General features: G+C 39.5%; 9 protein-coding genes. 2 read left to right on the top strand and 7 right to left on the bottom strand.

Annotation, left to right across the window (positions count from 1 at the left end):
- Positions 1-501: 501 nt before the first annotated feature.
- The 5 genes from H4J65_RS17540 to H4J65_RS17520 form a co-directional block, all read right to left on the bottom strand.
- A complete protein-coding gene (locus H4J65_RS17540; protein ID WP_220465185.1) occupies positions 502-5,142 on the bottom strand; it encodes a DUF6701 domain-containing protein in 4,641 nt (1,546 codons plus the stop codon).
- 703 nt (positions 5,143-5,845) lie between these two features.
- Positions 5,846-6,511 carry a TVP38/TMEM64 family protein gene (locus H4J65_RS17535; RefSeq protein ID WP_182198963.1) on the bottom strand — a complete coding sequence of 222 codons (666 nt, stop codon included), beginning with the start codon at positions 6,509-6,511 and terminating at the stop codon, positions 5,846-5,848.
- A 377-nt stretch (positions 6,512-6,888) separates the two neighbouring features.
- Entirely contained in the window at positions 6,889-9,015 is a 2,127-nt protein-coding gene (locus H4J65_RS17530) for a hypothetical protein (protein ID WP_182198962.1), read from the bottom strand.
- A 45-nt stretch (positions 9,016-9,060) separates the two neighbouring features.
- Positions 9,061-9,714: a single-stranded DNA-binding protein gene (locus tag H4J65_RS17525; RefSeq protein WP_182198961.1), complete on the bottom strand. Its 654-nt coding sequence runs from the start codon at positions 9,712-9,714 to the stop codon at positions 9,061-9,063.
- Positions 9,715-9,848: 134 nt separating this feature from the next.
- Positions 9,849-10,190, bottom strand: coding sequence for a DUF3802 family protein (locus tag H4J65_RS17520; RefSeq protein WP_182184326.1), 342 nt, complete (start codon positions 10,188-10,190; stop codon positions 9,849-9,851).
- 484 nt (positions 10,191-10,674) lie between these two features.
- Here H4J65_RS17520 and H4J65_RS17515 point away from each other — a divergent pair, with 484 nt between their 5' ends.
- Entirely contained in the window at positions 10,675-13,629 is a 2,955-nt protein-coding gene (locus H4J65_RS17515; protein WP_182198960.1) for a TonB-dependent receptor, read from the top strand.
- Between the two features lie 258 nt (positions 13,630-13,887).
- A complete protein-coding gene (locus H4J65_RS18230; protein ID WP_182198959.1) occupies positions 13,888-14,241 on the top strand; it encodes a DUF3718 domain-containing protein in 354 nt (117 codons plus the stop codon).
- 76 nt (positions 14,242-14,317) lie between these two features.
- Here the strand turns inward: H4J65_RS18230 and H4J65_RS17505 are convergent, their stop codons facing one another.
- A complete protein-coding gene (locus tag H4J65_RS17505; protein ID WP_182198958.1) occupies positions 14,318-15,778 on the bottom strand; it encodes a sulfotransferase in 1,461 nt (486 codons plus the stop codon).
- A gap of 146 nt (positions 15,779-15,924) precedes the next feature.
- A complete protein-coding gene (locus H4J65_RS17500; RefSeq protein WP_182198957.1) occupies positions 15,925-16,719 on the bottom strand; it encodes a DUF1338 domain-containing protein in 795 nt (264 codons plus the stop codon).
- Positions 16,720-16,957 lie beyond the last annotated feature (238 nt).

The following is a 16,957-nucleotide window of genomic DNA, read 5'->3' as shown; positions in this document are numbered from 1 at the left end:
CTACAAAAAATGGTTAATCCATCAGATTAATTTCCCATATAACAGTTGCCCATGTAGGTTGGACTTTAGTCCATCAAGTTAAATGAAATTTAACTGTGTTTGGCATTAAGGCTGATATACCCAATAATGGCTGCTGCAGATGTTTTTTTCGCCCATAACATTAATTAGCCCGCTAAACGGTTGACGGACTGAAGTCCGACCGACAAAAATGGTTAATCCATCAGATTAATTTCCCATTTAACAGTTGCCCCATGTAGGTTGGACTTTAGTCCATCAAGTTAAATGAAATTTAACCGTGTTTGGCATTAAGGCTGACAAACCCAATAATAGTCGCTGTAGATACTTGTTGGCCCATGATATTAATTAGTGCGCTAAACGGTTGACGGACTGAAGTTCGACCTACAAAACAACCCTCTAAGCAGTAGACTTAATAACTAGTACTCTCCTTGATAGAAAACCTTGAAATAGTCCTTAGTGTCATTATTTCAAGGTTACTGACTATCACTGATTAAACACTTCCTTCCAAGAGATGATTCTGTCATTACCTCGAAACTGGCCAAACGAGGCAACCGCTGAAGGGTCATCTTCATATTCACCATTAAGGTTCCAATCATATTTCAACCAATCTAAAGCATCATACGACACACGGATTTGTCCTTGATGTGGAGCACCAGGTGCGGCCAATTTAATTGTCCGTGTTTTACCCGCAATGAAATACCCCTTTGCTGCCGCCAATTCTGGGTCTGGCAGTACACCGGTTAATGCAGGGTCTAAACTAATATTGCTCAGTGTAATCTTGTTGGTATCATAACTGACGCAATTATTATCTGAGCTGACAATAAAACCATTGTCAGTAAAATGTTCAATTTGCATCGGTTGTGGCAAGTCTGACGTTTCAGGTCCAAAGCTGTTTTGTAACACTAAGCGGCCAAATCGAATTTCAACACCGCTTGGTGAGGCATCAACTGTGCTTGTCACGTTGACGGTATCTGTGTCTATGATAGTCGCAGTAGAAAAGTTAATATCTGAGTTAAATGGCGCCACTCGTGTGTTCGCAGAGCGGTTATAAAAAAAGTTATCACTCTCTGACAATTGGTAGTGTAACACCCCTTTGGGTAATGCAACGGTAGGCTGTGCGGTTAAATCATTTTGACTCAAGATACCCGCAGTCATATAGGCTGTTAAGGGCAGTTTGTTACCTTCGTCTAATGTGGGCGCAGTAATACTTACATTCGCCTTGCTGAGCTTCATATAGTCATTCGCGCTACCTTGATTGTCTTCATAATAATTTTGGGTAATAGCACCTTGTTTATTTCGGGCGGTAATGGCAAATATCGGCTTGATGGCGTATGAAATTGTCCCCACACTATCGTTAGCGGCATCAATCTGGTATTGGCCACTATAAGCGAAGGTGGTTGCTGTATCACAAACCGCCATAAAAGCGCCATGTTCTGCTACGGTTTGTGTGAAATGATCAGGAATAAAGCGACCAATATTGATATCAGTAGCATCAATCACAATACCGGCATTACCATAATTACTGTCTTGAAGGTCTAGATTTAGTAAGCCCACTTCTGAATATTGCGCGTCAGTATAAACCGACTGCCCTGAAGAAAAGTTATTGAGCGTCACACTTTTGAATACAGGACTAATGTTAGTTGCTAGCGAGCTCGCTGCGGCATAAGTTAAGTCACCGTCGACACTATCATTTAAGGTAGGACCTGTGCGCTCAAGCTTAAGCTGTATTGCGTTAAGTGCAGGTGAATAGTTTGGTGTGATGACGCCAAGGCTATTGAATGCACTTACGGTTAGCGTAAAACTCTCGCCTGCAGCATGCGTTGGGCTGGCGGTTGCCGTAGCGCCATCTAAGTCGCTTATTCCTGATGTAGCACTGACCACAAGCTCGGCTGGGCTGACCCAGAACGGATTGCTACTGCCGAATAATGTTACGCCGTCTAGGTCATAATTGGCATGCAGACGAATTTGTCCCGCATCGTGATATAAGGGTGTCGGTATTATTGCAATACTGTCGGCGCCAAAGCTTAATTCGGTACGGGTGACGCCTGAGTGTTTTGCAATATCCTTACCATCAATACTAAAACTGAGACCACTAGTGCCATTAGGTGCAAGGTTTTCCTGCGATAAATCGACATTGGTATTACCGGTAAATAAACCCGTACATACACCATTACTGTTTTGCACTGCTTGCAGCTTTAAAGTTTCGCTAAATACTGAACCTGCAGTTTGATTGGGCAAGGTTGTGCTATTGCTGTCACCATAGAGAAATCTGAAACCCGCATCGCTAAATATCATCTCACAACTAGTGCCATTGCTATCGTCACATACAAGAGGGTTGGCCGCTGTAATGGTGGCATTGGCGAGCGAAAAAGTCAGGGTCTCAGCAAGGCTATGATTAAAAACTACGTCAGTACTACCGACAAAGCTTGGAGAACTAATAACAGCAGCGTTAGCCAGAAAATCAAGTGTTACTGATTCAGTACTCAAATTGGAACAGTTTTCATTGCTACAGGCTTTAATTAACACAGTCTCCTCGTCACAGGTTAAGCCTTGGCCATCATGAGCAATTTCATAATGGTGAATAGCAGGGATACAAGCATGAGTTTCAGTATAAACAGCTGAAATTTGGTTTTCAGTCAAAGCACCGCTATAGACCTTTACTTCATCGATATCGCCGGTAAATCGATTGTTGATCTCACCTAAATCTGTTTCTCCGCCAATAGTTGTTGGGCCATTATCCTCTCCCCAAGTGCCCGTGTAGGTATCGCTAGTGCTGCCTCCTGTAAGGGTTTGTGCAACACCATTAATATAAATCTGCCTAGTTTTGGTGACACTGTTGTGTACGGCCGCAACAAAAGTCCATGTATTTGGCGTAATAGAGGTCGTGGTATCAACACTAACAGGGTTAATAGCGCGAGAATAAAATCTTAGCTGGCCGTTACCTAGATCACCTAAACTAAAGCCAAAGCCTTGGGTGTCATTTTCATCATCAAGAAATATTCTCGAACCGGGATCAAGATTACTTGGGTTGATCCAAGCTGTTATGGTGAAGCTGCCGGTTAAGTTTTCAAAACTATTAGGTAGCGCTATGTAATCATTGTCACCATCAAAGCTGCCATAACCACAGGTTCCTGGGTTACCCTCAATTGAAGGATTTACTGATTTAGTGAAAGCGCCATTAATCGCTTGTGTATTAAAATTACCGGTTTCATCAATAATTTCTTCGGCATTGCCTGCCCAAGTGGGCTCATCGAAACGATATACGGCCAAAGGTGTTGTGGTTAAGCAAGGATGCCGTTCAGCCATAATAGTTTCTACTTGGCCCGTGGTTAAAGCACTTTGGTAGACGCGTACCTCGTCGATTAGACCGTGAAAATTATAATCAGCACTATATGACCAACCGCCAATGCGTAGTTCGCTAGCAACATAAGCTCGACTATTGTTTGGTGAGCCATAAAGTTGAGTTAGCTCTTGTTCTATACCGTCGATGTGCATGCGGTTACGAGTGACATTACCGTTGGTGAACTCGACAGCGACATGATGCCAGCCATTGGCTAACCCATCGCTCGAAATACCATAAATATCATTATTTCCAGTGTTAAATCCTATTGAGCCAGCGACCATCCAGATATCGTAAACCTGCCAACCAATAGGCATGACACTATCTTCGCCATTCCAATTCATCCAGAAGGTTACTGTGGTTTTTATGCCATTAGTGGTGGTATTTAATGGCAAGCCTGTTGCCTGAATAGACCCATCATTTTGACTAGCATAACCACAAGTGCCAGGATTACCTGTGAGGGCTGGCGAAGCGATTTGAGGTGTAGAATTATTGTTAACCTGAGCATTGTAGTTATTACCGGTGTGGTCGAAAATCTCACCGGGACTACCATTCCAAGTAGCTTCCTCGAAGCGGTATTCTAGTAGTGGTGTAGGTTTACAACCAACGGTGCCAATTAAGTTACTGGCACCTAAGGTAACAGCGCCAGTGGTGGTGAAAAAACCACCGCAACTATCACTGACGCCTTCTAGCGTAGTACTTGCACCAGTGAGGATGTAAGAGCCGGCAAAAAAAGACCCGACTAGATTGACACTTGCGCCTGCAGATATGTAGCCTCCTGCATTCCAAGTGATGGTGCTGTTGGGGGTTACATCGACTAATTCAATTACCGTACTGGCACCAAAGGCAACGAAGGAGTCGCTATTGATAAGCCAATGGCCATCTACACCTTCGCCATCCAAGGTAATGGTAATGCCAGCAGTGGTGGTTAGTGCTGTTGTATGATAAACACCTTTTTTAAGTGTTGTACTTACGGTCATCGACGTAGTGAGTTGATTTGCTGCCGGAGCTTGCATAGCGGCTAGATCTGCTTGTATAGCCGCAAGTTCCGGACTCTGATCATCTATCGGCTCTTTGGGGGCATTAGAAAATGTCTCACTACTGTTTTCTGTAATTGTCCCCCCAACAGTTGCATCTGCGGCTAGCGTAACACTAGTTCCGGCTCTAGCATTACCTGCTACTGCTGAATTTACACCAAGCGCTACAGCGCCGCTCCCAGCCTGAGCATTGCCTTCAATAACGACATCGGCCCCAAGTGTTAGGGCGGTTCCGGCTGTCGCATCGCCGTTAACTATTGAATTTGCGCCAAAGTCTGTGGATGAGGAAGCTCCGGACCTAACATTACCCCCGATCACTGCCTTGGTACCGACAAGTATCGCGGCGCCAGCCGTAAGGTCGCCACCAACAATAATATTGCCATCTATGGTCGTGGCGCCAAGTGTTGCTGCGTCTCCGGTGGTAAAGTGGCCCGCAACCGTTGAGTCTGCACCAATCGTACCCGCATCACGGGCCTCAACAAAGCCACCAATTTTTACAGTGGCGTCAAGTGTGACAGCGGCTCCGGCGATAAGGTGGCCACTGACGGTTGAGCTTGCACCTATCGTGGCAGCGGCCTCTACTTGAATATTACCACCAACGATTGAACTCGCACCCATGGTGATGGCCGCGCTAGAGTAAATCGTCAAGTTATCTAGAGGGGAGGGTAATTGGGGCGGCAGTTCTGCTTGTGCGCTAGACACAACAAAAAGTAGTAGAATAAACAGGTATTGCTTGGTATACGTCATAAAGTTGGTTTCTTATAATTATGAGTTGTATAGATAGTAGTGTGTATAAAAGTGACATTGTCACTTTCGTTGCTCATTAAACGTTGGATTTGCCTAGTAGCCTAGCTAACTATCGCTCCAATCTTGTTATGCTATTGTTGGCTTTGAACTTAGCCAGTCGACAAACGGATAACAAACCTTGGTAAAGTTAATACGGGTACTGAGTATCTGTAACACGCTATGCAAGTGTATCTCATCGGATGATTAGCGCTGACAATTGCGTATGCGCTATGAAAATCAATATTGTGTTACTACTACCAAAAAGTATCGACAAATACTTTTCCTTGTTTTTACTGTTTTAGGAATGGCCTTGATAGCCTTGAATTAAAAGGGGAGACGGTAAATTCAACAGTACAATGTCAGTGTATTATGCTCAGTATAATAATGCAATAACCCTAAACAATGTTCCCTGCTGCTGAGCTGAAATCAAAGTCTAAGTAAAACTAAAGTGCCAGTCAGGTAAGCTAAAATAAACTGAGCGGCATACAAATAATGGAAAAGTACTCGGCTTAACTGAGTATAGTTACATTTTTCATCATCAAATCAGCGGTGGAACACTTAATAAAAACGCTCATAAGTTACTAAATATTGAATCACTTGTGGCAATTTTCAGGCTTTAGCCGAATCTACCCACTCAATCTACCCACTTAATTTACCAAATTAACTAACTCAAAGTTAACTTGTGTCGAGTTTTTCGATACAAGTAGCTACTCAGTAGTAGGGCAATGACCAGTAAGACAATGCTGATTATCAGTTGCTGTTGTCCATTGACTTGTAAGCCAGCGCCCATTAATGCAAATATAGTCATTTGCGGCATAAAGCCGAGTGCTGAGCCTAAGACATAAGGCTTTATTGGCGAACCTGCGGTACCTGCCAGAACGTTAGTGAGAAAGTTTGACCCAGCCGGTAAAAGGCGGATAGTCAGGGCTTTTAAAAAAGTGTTTTGACTAAAGAAATGGCTAACTTTCGCTAGTTGCCCAGGGTAATAATCTTGCACTTTTTTAGCAAATAATTTGCGCGCCAGTATCAGTGTTATCAAGCAGCCCAAAACGGCCGCTAGTGTTGCTAAGACCATGCCATAGCCAGCACTGAATAAATAGCCGGCACTCAACGCCGCAACTTGGCGAGGCAAGCCAAGCGCCATTGCGGGGGTAAAAAGCAAGGTAAATATTAAACCACCGAATAAGGTGGATGGAATGAAAGTATGCAAATAATTTTGCATACTCATGCCATAGTCACCGAGTAATAGCATCGCTAAGGTAAGCGCCAAAAGTAACGATATTATGCTGGCGAACAGGCTTAACCTTAATGCTGACTTTGTTTTAAACAATTGATTGCCTTGCCTTAGTTAAATATTAAACCCATGGTGGTAAAAGTTTGCCCTTAAGATCAGCGGCGGCAACTTTGTGTTTTATTTTTACCAATAAGTAGCGGTTATTGCTCGATATCAACACGAAAGCTAGCGCCATGATAAACATTAGTCACGCGACTGATGATAATACTGCCGTAGTCGCAGGCACTCATTTTCAAAAAGTATGAATACTAACAGGAAAAATTGTTGCGACAAGGTTGGCATAAAGCAAGCCAATACGAAAAATTGGCCGCATTTTGCGCTGCTTTCTTAGTAAATACAAGCGCTGTTAACGAGTTAACCTATGGTTGAAATCACTGGTATTGTATTAAGTATTAAGTATTAAGTATTCGGTATTAGTTGTTGGTTAAATTTTTTAAAATTTTTGTTTTGGCGATAGTAAACTCACGCTCATTTAAATAGCCTTGTTTTTTCATCATCACTAGTTTGTCTAAAGCAAACACTAGCTTAGTGTCAATATTGCTTGCCTCTGCTTCGCTATTTTGCGCGTTTGTATTCATTATAAGGTTATCTTCAGCTGAGCTATCGAGCGAAATATCCAGACTGTGCTTTGCTGGTGTTGAATCATCTTCTAATATTTCGGCGCGTAACTTTTGTGCAGAAGTTGACTGTGTTGCCACACTATTAGCGGGCTTTTTACGGGGAACCTTAACTTTAATAGTTCGTTTAGGGGTTTTATCTGGGTTGATATGTTGAGCAAATAGCCATTGCCAGTCGATAACATTGTCGATAACTTTATTATATTTAAGTTTGGTATGACGCGTATCATCAACCCGAAAATACAGGTAAATTAGATAACTGTTTTGCTGATCATCGGTTAAGCATAATTGAATGCTTCTCTGTTTTTCATTAACCATTTTAAATCTATGCTCTTTCGCAAAAGCAGTCAGTACTTGATCTTCCAGATCATTTGAGAAGGTGGGTGTTGAATTAGCACTGATGGTTGAAATAACCTCATCGTTCAATAATACTTCACTGCGAGTTATTGTTGATAGGTTAAGGCTTAGTTCAGCCGTTTTGGCGTGGCGTTTATACAGAGATAGTGATTTTTTTGTCTTATCAAGCTCAAATTTGGCCCATTGTTCATGCAAAGCACTTTGTTTTTTAACGGTATTTTTTTTAGAATACCAAAAATAGCCAGCGACAATAAAGCTCAATAAAAACATCAAAGCAAACGCACTATTGTTATTCGAAGTGCTTAATGCATTATCCGTGATAGCTGTTTTACTGCTGACGATTTCAGGCACTTTAATGGTGTATAAGCGCTGTTGGTTATGTTCAAGCAACAACAGCTCGCCATTGTGGCTTTGATGTAAACTAAATTTAGCTGTTTCGTTTGCATTTGGTTTGATGAGTTTATGGTTGATATCTTGACTTTTATCGTCGCTACTCAAAATTGAAGGTAATACTATGGTTTGCAATTGCCAATTGTTTTCTATTTCGCTTAAGTGCAAGGCCTTACCCCGGAAATTTTCTTGTTCTCTTCCATGATAAAGTAAGGTTTTACGTTGAGTACTTACTGCGGGTAAGTGTTTTTTTATCTGTGCTTGTGGGATAGCTTTTCGCCAGTCATCACCAATGTTCGCTGTGATGAGCACATTAGCATCGGGTTGGTTAAATTGTACCAGTAAGCTAGGCGCACTATTTTTTATCCAGTCAAAATGTTCAGTTTTTTGTCCCGCGATAAAAACAATTTCATTGTGAATATCAGCGATGTTTGTAAAAGGGTTATCGGCAGGAATGGTATAGCTATTTAACCCCTGTGTTCCTGGTTTGATACGCAGTATTGCGCCATCGTAAAGCGCTTCATTTTTCAAAGTATCACTGCGCGTCAGGGCAATAAAAAGTAAACCAAAATCATTGTGCCAAGGGGCAAGATAAGGGTTAAAACTTAATTGCTGAATATTTTCTTGCTGCCCAGCAATGGCAATACGCATAATTTCATGTTGTTGAGTCAGTTTAGGCATAGTGTTTCGTACACTCGATATTTGCCAGCGCATGATAACCGCGTCGAAAGGGACGTTAATGTTTGTGTTTTTGGGGCTTAACTTTGACCTGGTCTTTTGGCTGGCTTCGGTATGGGCAGTGTAAAAAGTGTGGTAGCCATCACGGTCACGATAGGAGAAATTTGGATCTAAGGTAATCGCAGTTAGTGCGATAATGCTGGGATTTTCTAAGGCTAATTTTAAATCAAAAAAAGCGGATTGAGCTATTTCGTTATTATTTAATTGATAAATTTTCCCCGCTTTAGTGGCTATAAAATATTGATTTTTATCCCCTATAACAGGTAATACACTAAGCCATTGGTCATTTTTTAATGCCACTTTACTCAAGTTAGCGATCGCCGATAATTCCAAATCATTGGCGATTGGCGCTATGGCGTGTACCACTTGACTGAAAACGGCGACCAAGGTGCAAATAAAATACAGCTTAAAATGTTTAAACCCGTTATTTTTGTCCATAAAGTATTGAATTCCATATAAATTACTAATAAGCAGTCCATGCGTTTAGTGCTTAGCAAGTAAAATCGCTTGCTGTGCATCGATAAATTGATTTTTGTCCTTATTATTCAGATAGCTTAATTTTCCGTCAACTATTATTTGATCATTTCTTTTGCCATGTTCAGCAAGATAAAGTGCCTGTTTACCCCAAACATACACTGGGCGTTGTATTGTCACTACATGGCTTTGTTGAGTAACAGTGGAAAATATATGTTGTTTCGATTCCACAATGATTTCGGTTAAGGTTTTATTGTGCTCTGTGGTCAGGACGTTAATATCAGAAATAATATTGCCACTGCAATGAATTTGATTGATAGATTGTGCGTAACCTTTAGGGAAAGTTTGTGCATAACTCGCGTGGATAATTTCACGGTTATTTTTTTTACTATTAATTAAGTAGCCTTGCACTAATATAATGTCACCTTTATCAGCGTGAATAAGCGCACGTTCAACAATTTCACCGATAACTTTTACCGTATGATAGCTAGTCCATTCTTTAAATTTATTACTGGTTTTATCAAACCAACGACTGTGCGTCGCCAAGGTAAATTCAGCAAAAGCAATAACCGGATTGGCTTGATAACGAATCTCAGGTTTATTTACCAAGTTACCCAAGAGGGTTACGCTACATAAATGGTTTTGGGGTAATTCAGCTAACATAGGTCTACTTGTGATTATAGGGTATAAGTGATTAACAGGTTAATAATGCCTAATTACTGAGCCCCATAGCTGAAAAATTGCTACGGTAATATGGCTATTTTTCATAAAGCTCAACCGCACGGTAAAGGTATAAGCTAACTATGAATTTCAGTATCAAATAAATTTTTAATTAACATCGTAAATTCTTTAATAAATGCTAACTGCTCGTTTGTCACAGAGTTGTTAACTACACCGGACAATATTTCTTGTAAGTCATAAACAATGGCATCGGCTTCTCGAATAATAGTATTTCGTTGATTGAAGGCTAAGGTCTCGTTTTGATTACATAAGGTAATAATTTGTTCACTCATTTCTTGTTCTATTACCTCTAACACCGAGCTTTTGGCCTGTACGTTATGGGTGCTATTTTCAAATAAGCTTAAATTAGCGGTTAAATATTCAATTACATGAATATAACCTTCAGTATTGGTCACCATTTTATATATATCTCACTTTATTGTAACCCTACTCTACTCGTAAATTAAGCTGATAATCAAGCGATCAGTTAAATTTTCAGCTAGGTTTGGCGACTATAACCGGTTTATTTATCTATCGAAGTGCTCAGGTATATCAGTAAATGTGGTTTGAGAAACTTATCATATCTTTCGACACAAAATTATACATATAAAACAGAAAAAATATTTTGGCATACTTGTCTTTTTGAATGATATTGCAAAAATGTAGTGATCGTTATCGATTTTATAGTAATAATTTGTTTTTACTATGCTTTTTATTTGTGCACTGCATACAATATACAAATAAAAGGGTTGTATCTGTCTTCAATTCAAGTAAAGATGTAAAAAATGTTACATATTTTACACATATTGTAACATATGAAATATTTGCAAAAGCATAAGAGCAATACAAAAACAATGTTGCAACAATATAAAAATAATATAAATCTTGGAGAGAAACACAATCATGAGAAATAATTTTTCTAAAACATTTAAACGTTCGGTAACAGCAGTCGCTGTTTCAGTATCGTTAGGTTTAGCAATGCCAGCAATGGCAAATGACGGATTACTTGTAGGTAAATCTTTAAGTGATTCAGGTAATGCAATTTCAGGTGTATCGGTTACTATCGTTAATATCGATACGGGTTTAACCCGTACAATAACAACTGACAGCAAAGGTAACTATAAGTTCCCATTATTACCTTCGGGTAATTATTCATTAGAAGCTAAAAAAAACGGCTTCTTGATGGTAAAGCAAGATAAACTCAAAGTTAGCTCTGTAGGTCGTACAAGCGCAGATTTAACTTTAGAATCTGGTAATGTTGAGCGTATCAGTGTTACAGGAGCTAATATATCAGCTATTGATGTATCATCAAGTGAGTCGCAATTAGTTGTCGATTTAGAATATTTAGCCAAAGTACCAGTAGCTCGTGACGTAACTTCTGTTGCGTTATTAGCACCAGGTACAGTTTCTGGTGATTCAGACTTCGGTAAAAACGCCTCTTTTGGTGGTTCATCAGTTGGTGAAAACACTTATTACATTAACGGTATAAACACCACTAACTTCCGTAACGGTCTTGGTGGTTCAGAATTACCATTTGAAATGTATAAAACTTTTGAAGTTAAAACAGGTGGTTACTCTGCCGAGTTTGGTCGTTCAACTGGTGGTGTTGTCAATGCAACAACTAGAAGTGGTTCAAACGAATTTAAATTTGGTGCAAGTGCATTTTGGGAACCTAGTTCAATGCGCGCAAGCTCACCTGATGTTAAGCGTACCGATGCTGATAATATTGAAGAAGCTGGCAGTGAGTATTATGAAGTTAATAGTGAAGATAAAACTGGCACTACTAATTACAATTTATGGGCAAGTGGTGCATTAATTCAAGATGAATTATTCTTTTTTGGTTTAGTTAACCAAGAAAAACGCGATCGTGATTATGCTACTTTTTCAAACTTTTATGAGCGTGAAGCAAGCGATACGTTATTTGCCGCTAAAATTGACTGGTATATAACAGACGAGCACATTTTAGAATTTACAGGTTGGGACAACGGTTCGGATCTTGACACTAATAAGCGTCAATATAGTCACGATACAAAGACTAAATCAAGAAACCTAGGTGATTTTATCCAAGAGCGTGGTGGAAAAACTTGGGGTCTTAAATATACGGGTATATTGACTGATGACCTGCAAATAAGTGCGCAATATTCAATTAACGAAGCTAGTTATAGTAATCTTAATGCGGGTGAAAACCCATTAGGTGACAAACCAGCAATTTATGAACGTCGTAGTACTAAAGAATTTGGTGGCTTTGGTTTATTTACTCCATCAATACAAAATGACAAACGTACCGCGTATCGTTTTGATGTCGATTGGTATGTTCATGACGATCACAAGTTAAGATTTGGTATCGATTATGAAGAAATGGAAGCGACTGAAGATACTCAACGTGCTGGCGGTGTAGCATACAGATACGATGGTTGTGATACAGCTGAATTAGCAAATGACGTACTTGATTGTGCTACTGTTCGACAAGAATTCTATGTAAACCAAGGTGACTTTGAAACGAAAAGTGCTGCATTTTACATAGAAGATAATTGGCAAGTTACTGACGATTTAACAGCCCGTATTGGTTTACGTAATGAATCATTTGAAAACTATAACAAAGCCGGTGATAAATTCGTAGATGTTGCAAACCAATGGGCACCACGTCTAGGCTTAAGCTGGGATATAAATGGCGATGGCGAAAGTAAAGTGTATGCTAACTACGGCCGTTATTTCTTACCAGTAGCTACTAACACTAATGTGCGTTTAGCCGGTGATGAATTATACACACGTCAAGAGTTCGATGTGGAAAGTATCAATGCAGACTTTACGCCTAATTTTGTGGCTGGAAGTGGTGGTGCTATTTCTACATTTGCCAATGGACAATTAAAAGATACTAAAGAAACAGTTAATGCTAACTTAGATCCAATGTATCAAGATGAATTCATGTTAGGTTATGAGCAAGTTATTAATGACTCATGGAGCTTTGGCGTAAAAGCAACTTACCGTGATCTTGGTAGCTCGCTAGAAGATGTTGCTATTGATAAGGGTTTTGATGACTCTTTAGATGGTGCTTGTACATTATGTTCTGGTTTTCATTATTATGTGTTAACTAATCCTGGAGAAGATGTCACTATTACTACTGATCCAGATGGCGACGGTCCTTTAGAGCTTAAAGACTATACCATTACTGCTGACCAGTTAGGCTATCCAGAAGCTAAGCGTCAATATGCAGCGGTAGATTTAACGCTAAATAGAGCCTGGGATGATTTATGGTTATTAAACGTTACTTATACTTGGTCTCATAGTTGGGGTAACAATGAAGGTTTTGTTCGTTCTGATAACGACCAAGATGATTCTGGTTTAACCACTAACTTTGACCAACCAGGCTTAACTGATGGCGCAACAGGTAACTTACCGAATGATCGTCGTCACAATCTTAAAATTAATGGTGCCTATGCGATTACAGAAGATTTATCTGTAGGCGCAAACTTGAACTTCACTACGGGTCGCCCACTAAACTCATTCGGTTTTCACCCTACCGATGCTTTTGCCTCACTTTATCAAGCAGAATCATTTGTTAAAGAAGGACAATTAGTAACTCGTGGCTCTGAAGGTAGAACGTCAAGCACTTGGACATTAGATCTCTCTGCGACTTACGATTACTACATTGAAGACAGTAAAATTACTTTCCGTGCTGACATTTTTAATGTGACTAATAACGATAAAGTAACGCAACAAAATGAAACTAATGAACGTTATAGTTCTTATGATGGTGCATTTGGTGGTTACCGTGGTGAAGCAAATCCAACTTATGGTTTACCGAATAACTTCCAGCAACCTCGTTATGTACGTATAAGCGTCTCTGCTGAGTTTTAATTAAGGATCTGTCAAATCCCTGAACTTAAAAACCTCGCTAGCGAGGTTTTTTTATGTCTAGAGTTTCCAAGTGTAAGCGTTTGTCTCTGGCTTAATCGCCGGTTATTAAGCAAAAATAAATTCTATTACAAGCTAGTTAATGGATGATGGTGCTTAATACGGCTGAGCTGCATGGCTGCTTTTTTCTTACATCTACCTACCAACTTGTTACAACTATTTTGAAAATCTACGCCACTATATATAAATAAGGTTTCATCGGTGTTTAATTATTATTTTTTTAGGAGATCAGAAGATGACTGTAAAAAACTAGTTTTTGCGATATTTTTGGTTGGGGCTTCATCTACGATGAGCCAAGCAAATGTAGTGGTTGCGGCTGATAATTCTAATTTCACTCAATTATGTATGACTGCGCTAGCAGGCAATCACGCTGCAATGCATAACCATATTAAATCGTTGGGTTATAGCAAGCCATTTATCGTTAACAATGCGCAGTGTAATGGTGTGAATATTTTGGCCTTTGTTCAGCAGCATGGTAAAAATTCAGCTGCTATGTTAAGAATATTAGACCGAAGCGGGCATAGAGCATCCATCAAAGACATAACAAAAAAATAGTCGTGCGTCTAAATAGTTGTAGTAAAGTAATTAAAAGCGAGAGTTATAGTTAAATCACCATAACTCTTGCCCTTATTTAAGCACTTTCTAGTTTTTGCAGGCGTGTGCTAAACGCAGTTAAGTTTCCTTGCACTGAAAGGTGAGTATTAATTGAAGCTTGATTAATCGGTTTTCTAACTTGCCCAACACTGGCTGTTTGCACTAACGAATTGTTTTTGTAGAAGGATAAAATTTCTGCTTCATAGGCTAAGCCCATGTGATGAAGGCATCTTTTTAATGTCGCTTCAGGCTTGTTAATAAGATCTTCATAACTAATTTCTAATACTCTATTACCTAGCAAGGACTGCCAATGCTTGGCAAGACGGTTTTCATGATGAAAGAACTCAGCAATATTCTCTAAGTTATAGCTCCAACCAATTCCTTGATTGAAAAAATTACGAAAACAAGACCAAGCATTATCTGCTGGGTTTCTGGTAATGCGAATAATAGCAGCGCTTGGGAACACTTTAGATATTAAGCCTAAATGGTGATTAAGACTTAATGTTTTATCGACAATAGGTTTATCTAAGCTAAATTGTTGGGCGCGTAAGCGTTGATAGTCTGAGTGTATTTTTTGAAAGACAGCTAAGTTATCTGCGGACTCTTTATCTGCCAATTTGTTGAGTTTAGACTGACCAATTTCTGCTGTTGAATAACTTAAGTATTTTAACTCTCCACCTTGGTCAATAGTGCTATGGGCACTGAGCATTTGTTGAAGTAATGTTGTACCACTGCGCGGCAAACCAATAATAAATACTGGCGGACAGATGTCAGGTTCATCTAAGCTTGGTAACTTTGCTAAATATTCGGCATTTTGATGAGTAATAATGTCATCAATAAAATTACTGTGTTGTTTGGGAAGGTAAGATTTGTCATTATGCATTAAGCCACAGCCACGTGAGAAATATGCGAAGGCCTGTTGGTCATCTTTTACGTCTAGTGATGCTTTACCTAAGGCAAACCAAAATGGTGCATTGTGTGTACTTTGATCATTGGCAAACTGCTTTTGCATTAAAGTGATTTGAGCATAAAGCTCATCATTTTCTGAAAACGGGTGGATCGCCGCAAGTGTGAGCCAAGATATGGCTGATTTTGGAGCAACTTTAACTACTTCTACTAAGTATTTTTTAGCAAGTTCGATATTACCTATTTGACTATGAGTAGTGCCTAAAAAGTGTAATACGTCGGGTGTGTTTTTTTCTTTCAACAGTGGGGTTACAAGCTCAATTGCCGCAGTTATTTCTCTGCACTCTGCTAAAATTGCTGCACATTGAATAATGCGTTTGGGCTCGTTGGGCGCAATTGCTAAATATTTCTTACTGCAATTAACGGCGTTTTCATACTCACCTATCGATATGGCTAACCTTGTGATGGCACCCCAATTATCTTTAAGAACGGCATTCTTAGCTAATAATGCTTTGATTGTTGTAGCTGCGTTAGTACGCTGTTGATTTTTTACATCTTTTAAGACACTGTTGGCCAGTTCTAAGTCAGTCAATTTGTTATCTACATCAAAAAATGGAATATAAAGGTTACTACAATTTGGCGTCGAGTTGGAGTTAAAGAAAGGTAAAAGATAAGATAAAAAGTTGTAGTTCACCAAAAACCATGATGGATTTTGGTGAACTGTTTTAATCGTGCTATTTAAGCAGTATTAGTGCTTTCAAAAATTTTATCGGCAGATGCAGCAACAAAACCTGTGTAAAGTTCACCGTTTTTCATCGGGTAGCGTTTGGCAAATTCATAAAAACAGCTTGGAATGGCAAGGGTTTTATCTGAGAATTCAACTAAGGCATGATCAGCCATGGTTGAAGATTGCTCTAGTTTAACGGCTTCATCACCTTTGATCTCTCCACCGGCACTATTGAGCGTAAAACCGTTGGCTTTCACTTCGGCATTTACGGCTTCAATTGAGTCATAGTTTTCTAAGTGGTTAATGCTGACGGTGAAATGGTTGGCGCGGTAGCCCCAGGCAGCAACCCATGCGGCGTATTCACTTTCGGCCAACAAGTCTAGATATTCTTGGTGGCTAACTTGCCAATGAGTGCCTGAGTATAAAAAGCTATCAAGGTTAATATCCGCTTCATTAATGCCAGCAACCATTTTCTCAATAATAGCTTGTACGGGTAACGAAAACTCTTCTACTAATAGCTCACTGATAAATACTTTTGGTAAATTAGTGTCTGAGTGCTCAAAGTGTTTTGCGTATAGTTTTTTTGCCACAAAGTGGTATTCACCACATTCTTTGTAACCTAAGTTAATCAAATGCGTAGAAATTTTTGTGATATTTACTTTCGCAATATTAAAAGTGCGGTAAGCAACATGGTCGTTGATTAAATCGTCACCGGTACTTAACAGCTGGTGTAATTTATGAGCTGAAGGTGTGACTTCTAAGTAGTTTTGCCAAATGTTATTAAATAAATTTTTAACGTGTGTCATGTGAAAATCCTAAATGCATAAAGTAAATTAGTGTCAGTAGCGTAAGTTGGCTGAATGGTATGTAAGGCTATTTATTATTTAAACCAGTAGTTAAGCAGTAGTTAAACAATTATTTAAACAACTAGTTAACTCAGTTCTTAACTTGGTCTTTAACTAAGCATTTAACTCGGTAGGTAAATAATTTTTAGGACAGCACACTAGGTAACCACTCAGAACAGGTGGCTATATTTGATCGATA

Source organism: Colwellia sp. MB02u-9 (assembly GCF_014077085.1).
Classification (GTDB): Bacteria; Pseudomonadota; Gammaproteobacteria; order Enterobacterales; family Alteromonadaceae; genus Cognaticolwellia.
The sequence above is the reverse complement of the archived record's forward strand: the minus strand, read 5'-3'. Positions and strand labels throughout refer to the sequence as shown.

Bases quoted from the DNA above. Each gene is read 5' to 3' on its own strand.
- H4J65_RS17525 (WP_182198961.1), bottom strand. From the start codon at position 9,714: ATGTTAGCTGAATTACCCCAAAACCATTTATGTAGCGTAACCCTCTTG.
- H4J65_RS17520 (WP_182184326.1), bottom strand. From the start codon at position 10,190: ATGGTGACCAATACTGAAGGTTATATTCATGTAATTGAATATTTAACC.
- H4J65_RS17530 (WP_182198962.1), bottom strand. From the start codon at position 9,015: ATGGACAAAAATAACGGGTTTAAACATTTTAAGCTGTATTTTATTTGC.
- H4J65_RS17540 (WP_220465185.1), bottom strand. From the start codon at position 5,142: ATGACGTATACCAAGCAATACCTGTTTATTCTACTACTTTTTGTTGTG.
- H4J65_RS17500 (WP_182198957.1), bottom strand. From the start codon at position 16,719: ATGACACACGTTAAAAATTTATTTAATAACATTTGGCAAAACTACTTA.
- H4J65_RS17515 (WP_182198960.1), top strand. From the start codon at position 10,675: ATGAGAAATAATTTTTCTAAAACATTTAAACGTTCGGTAACAGCAGTC.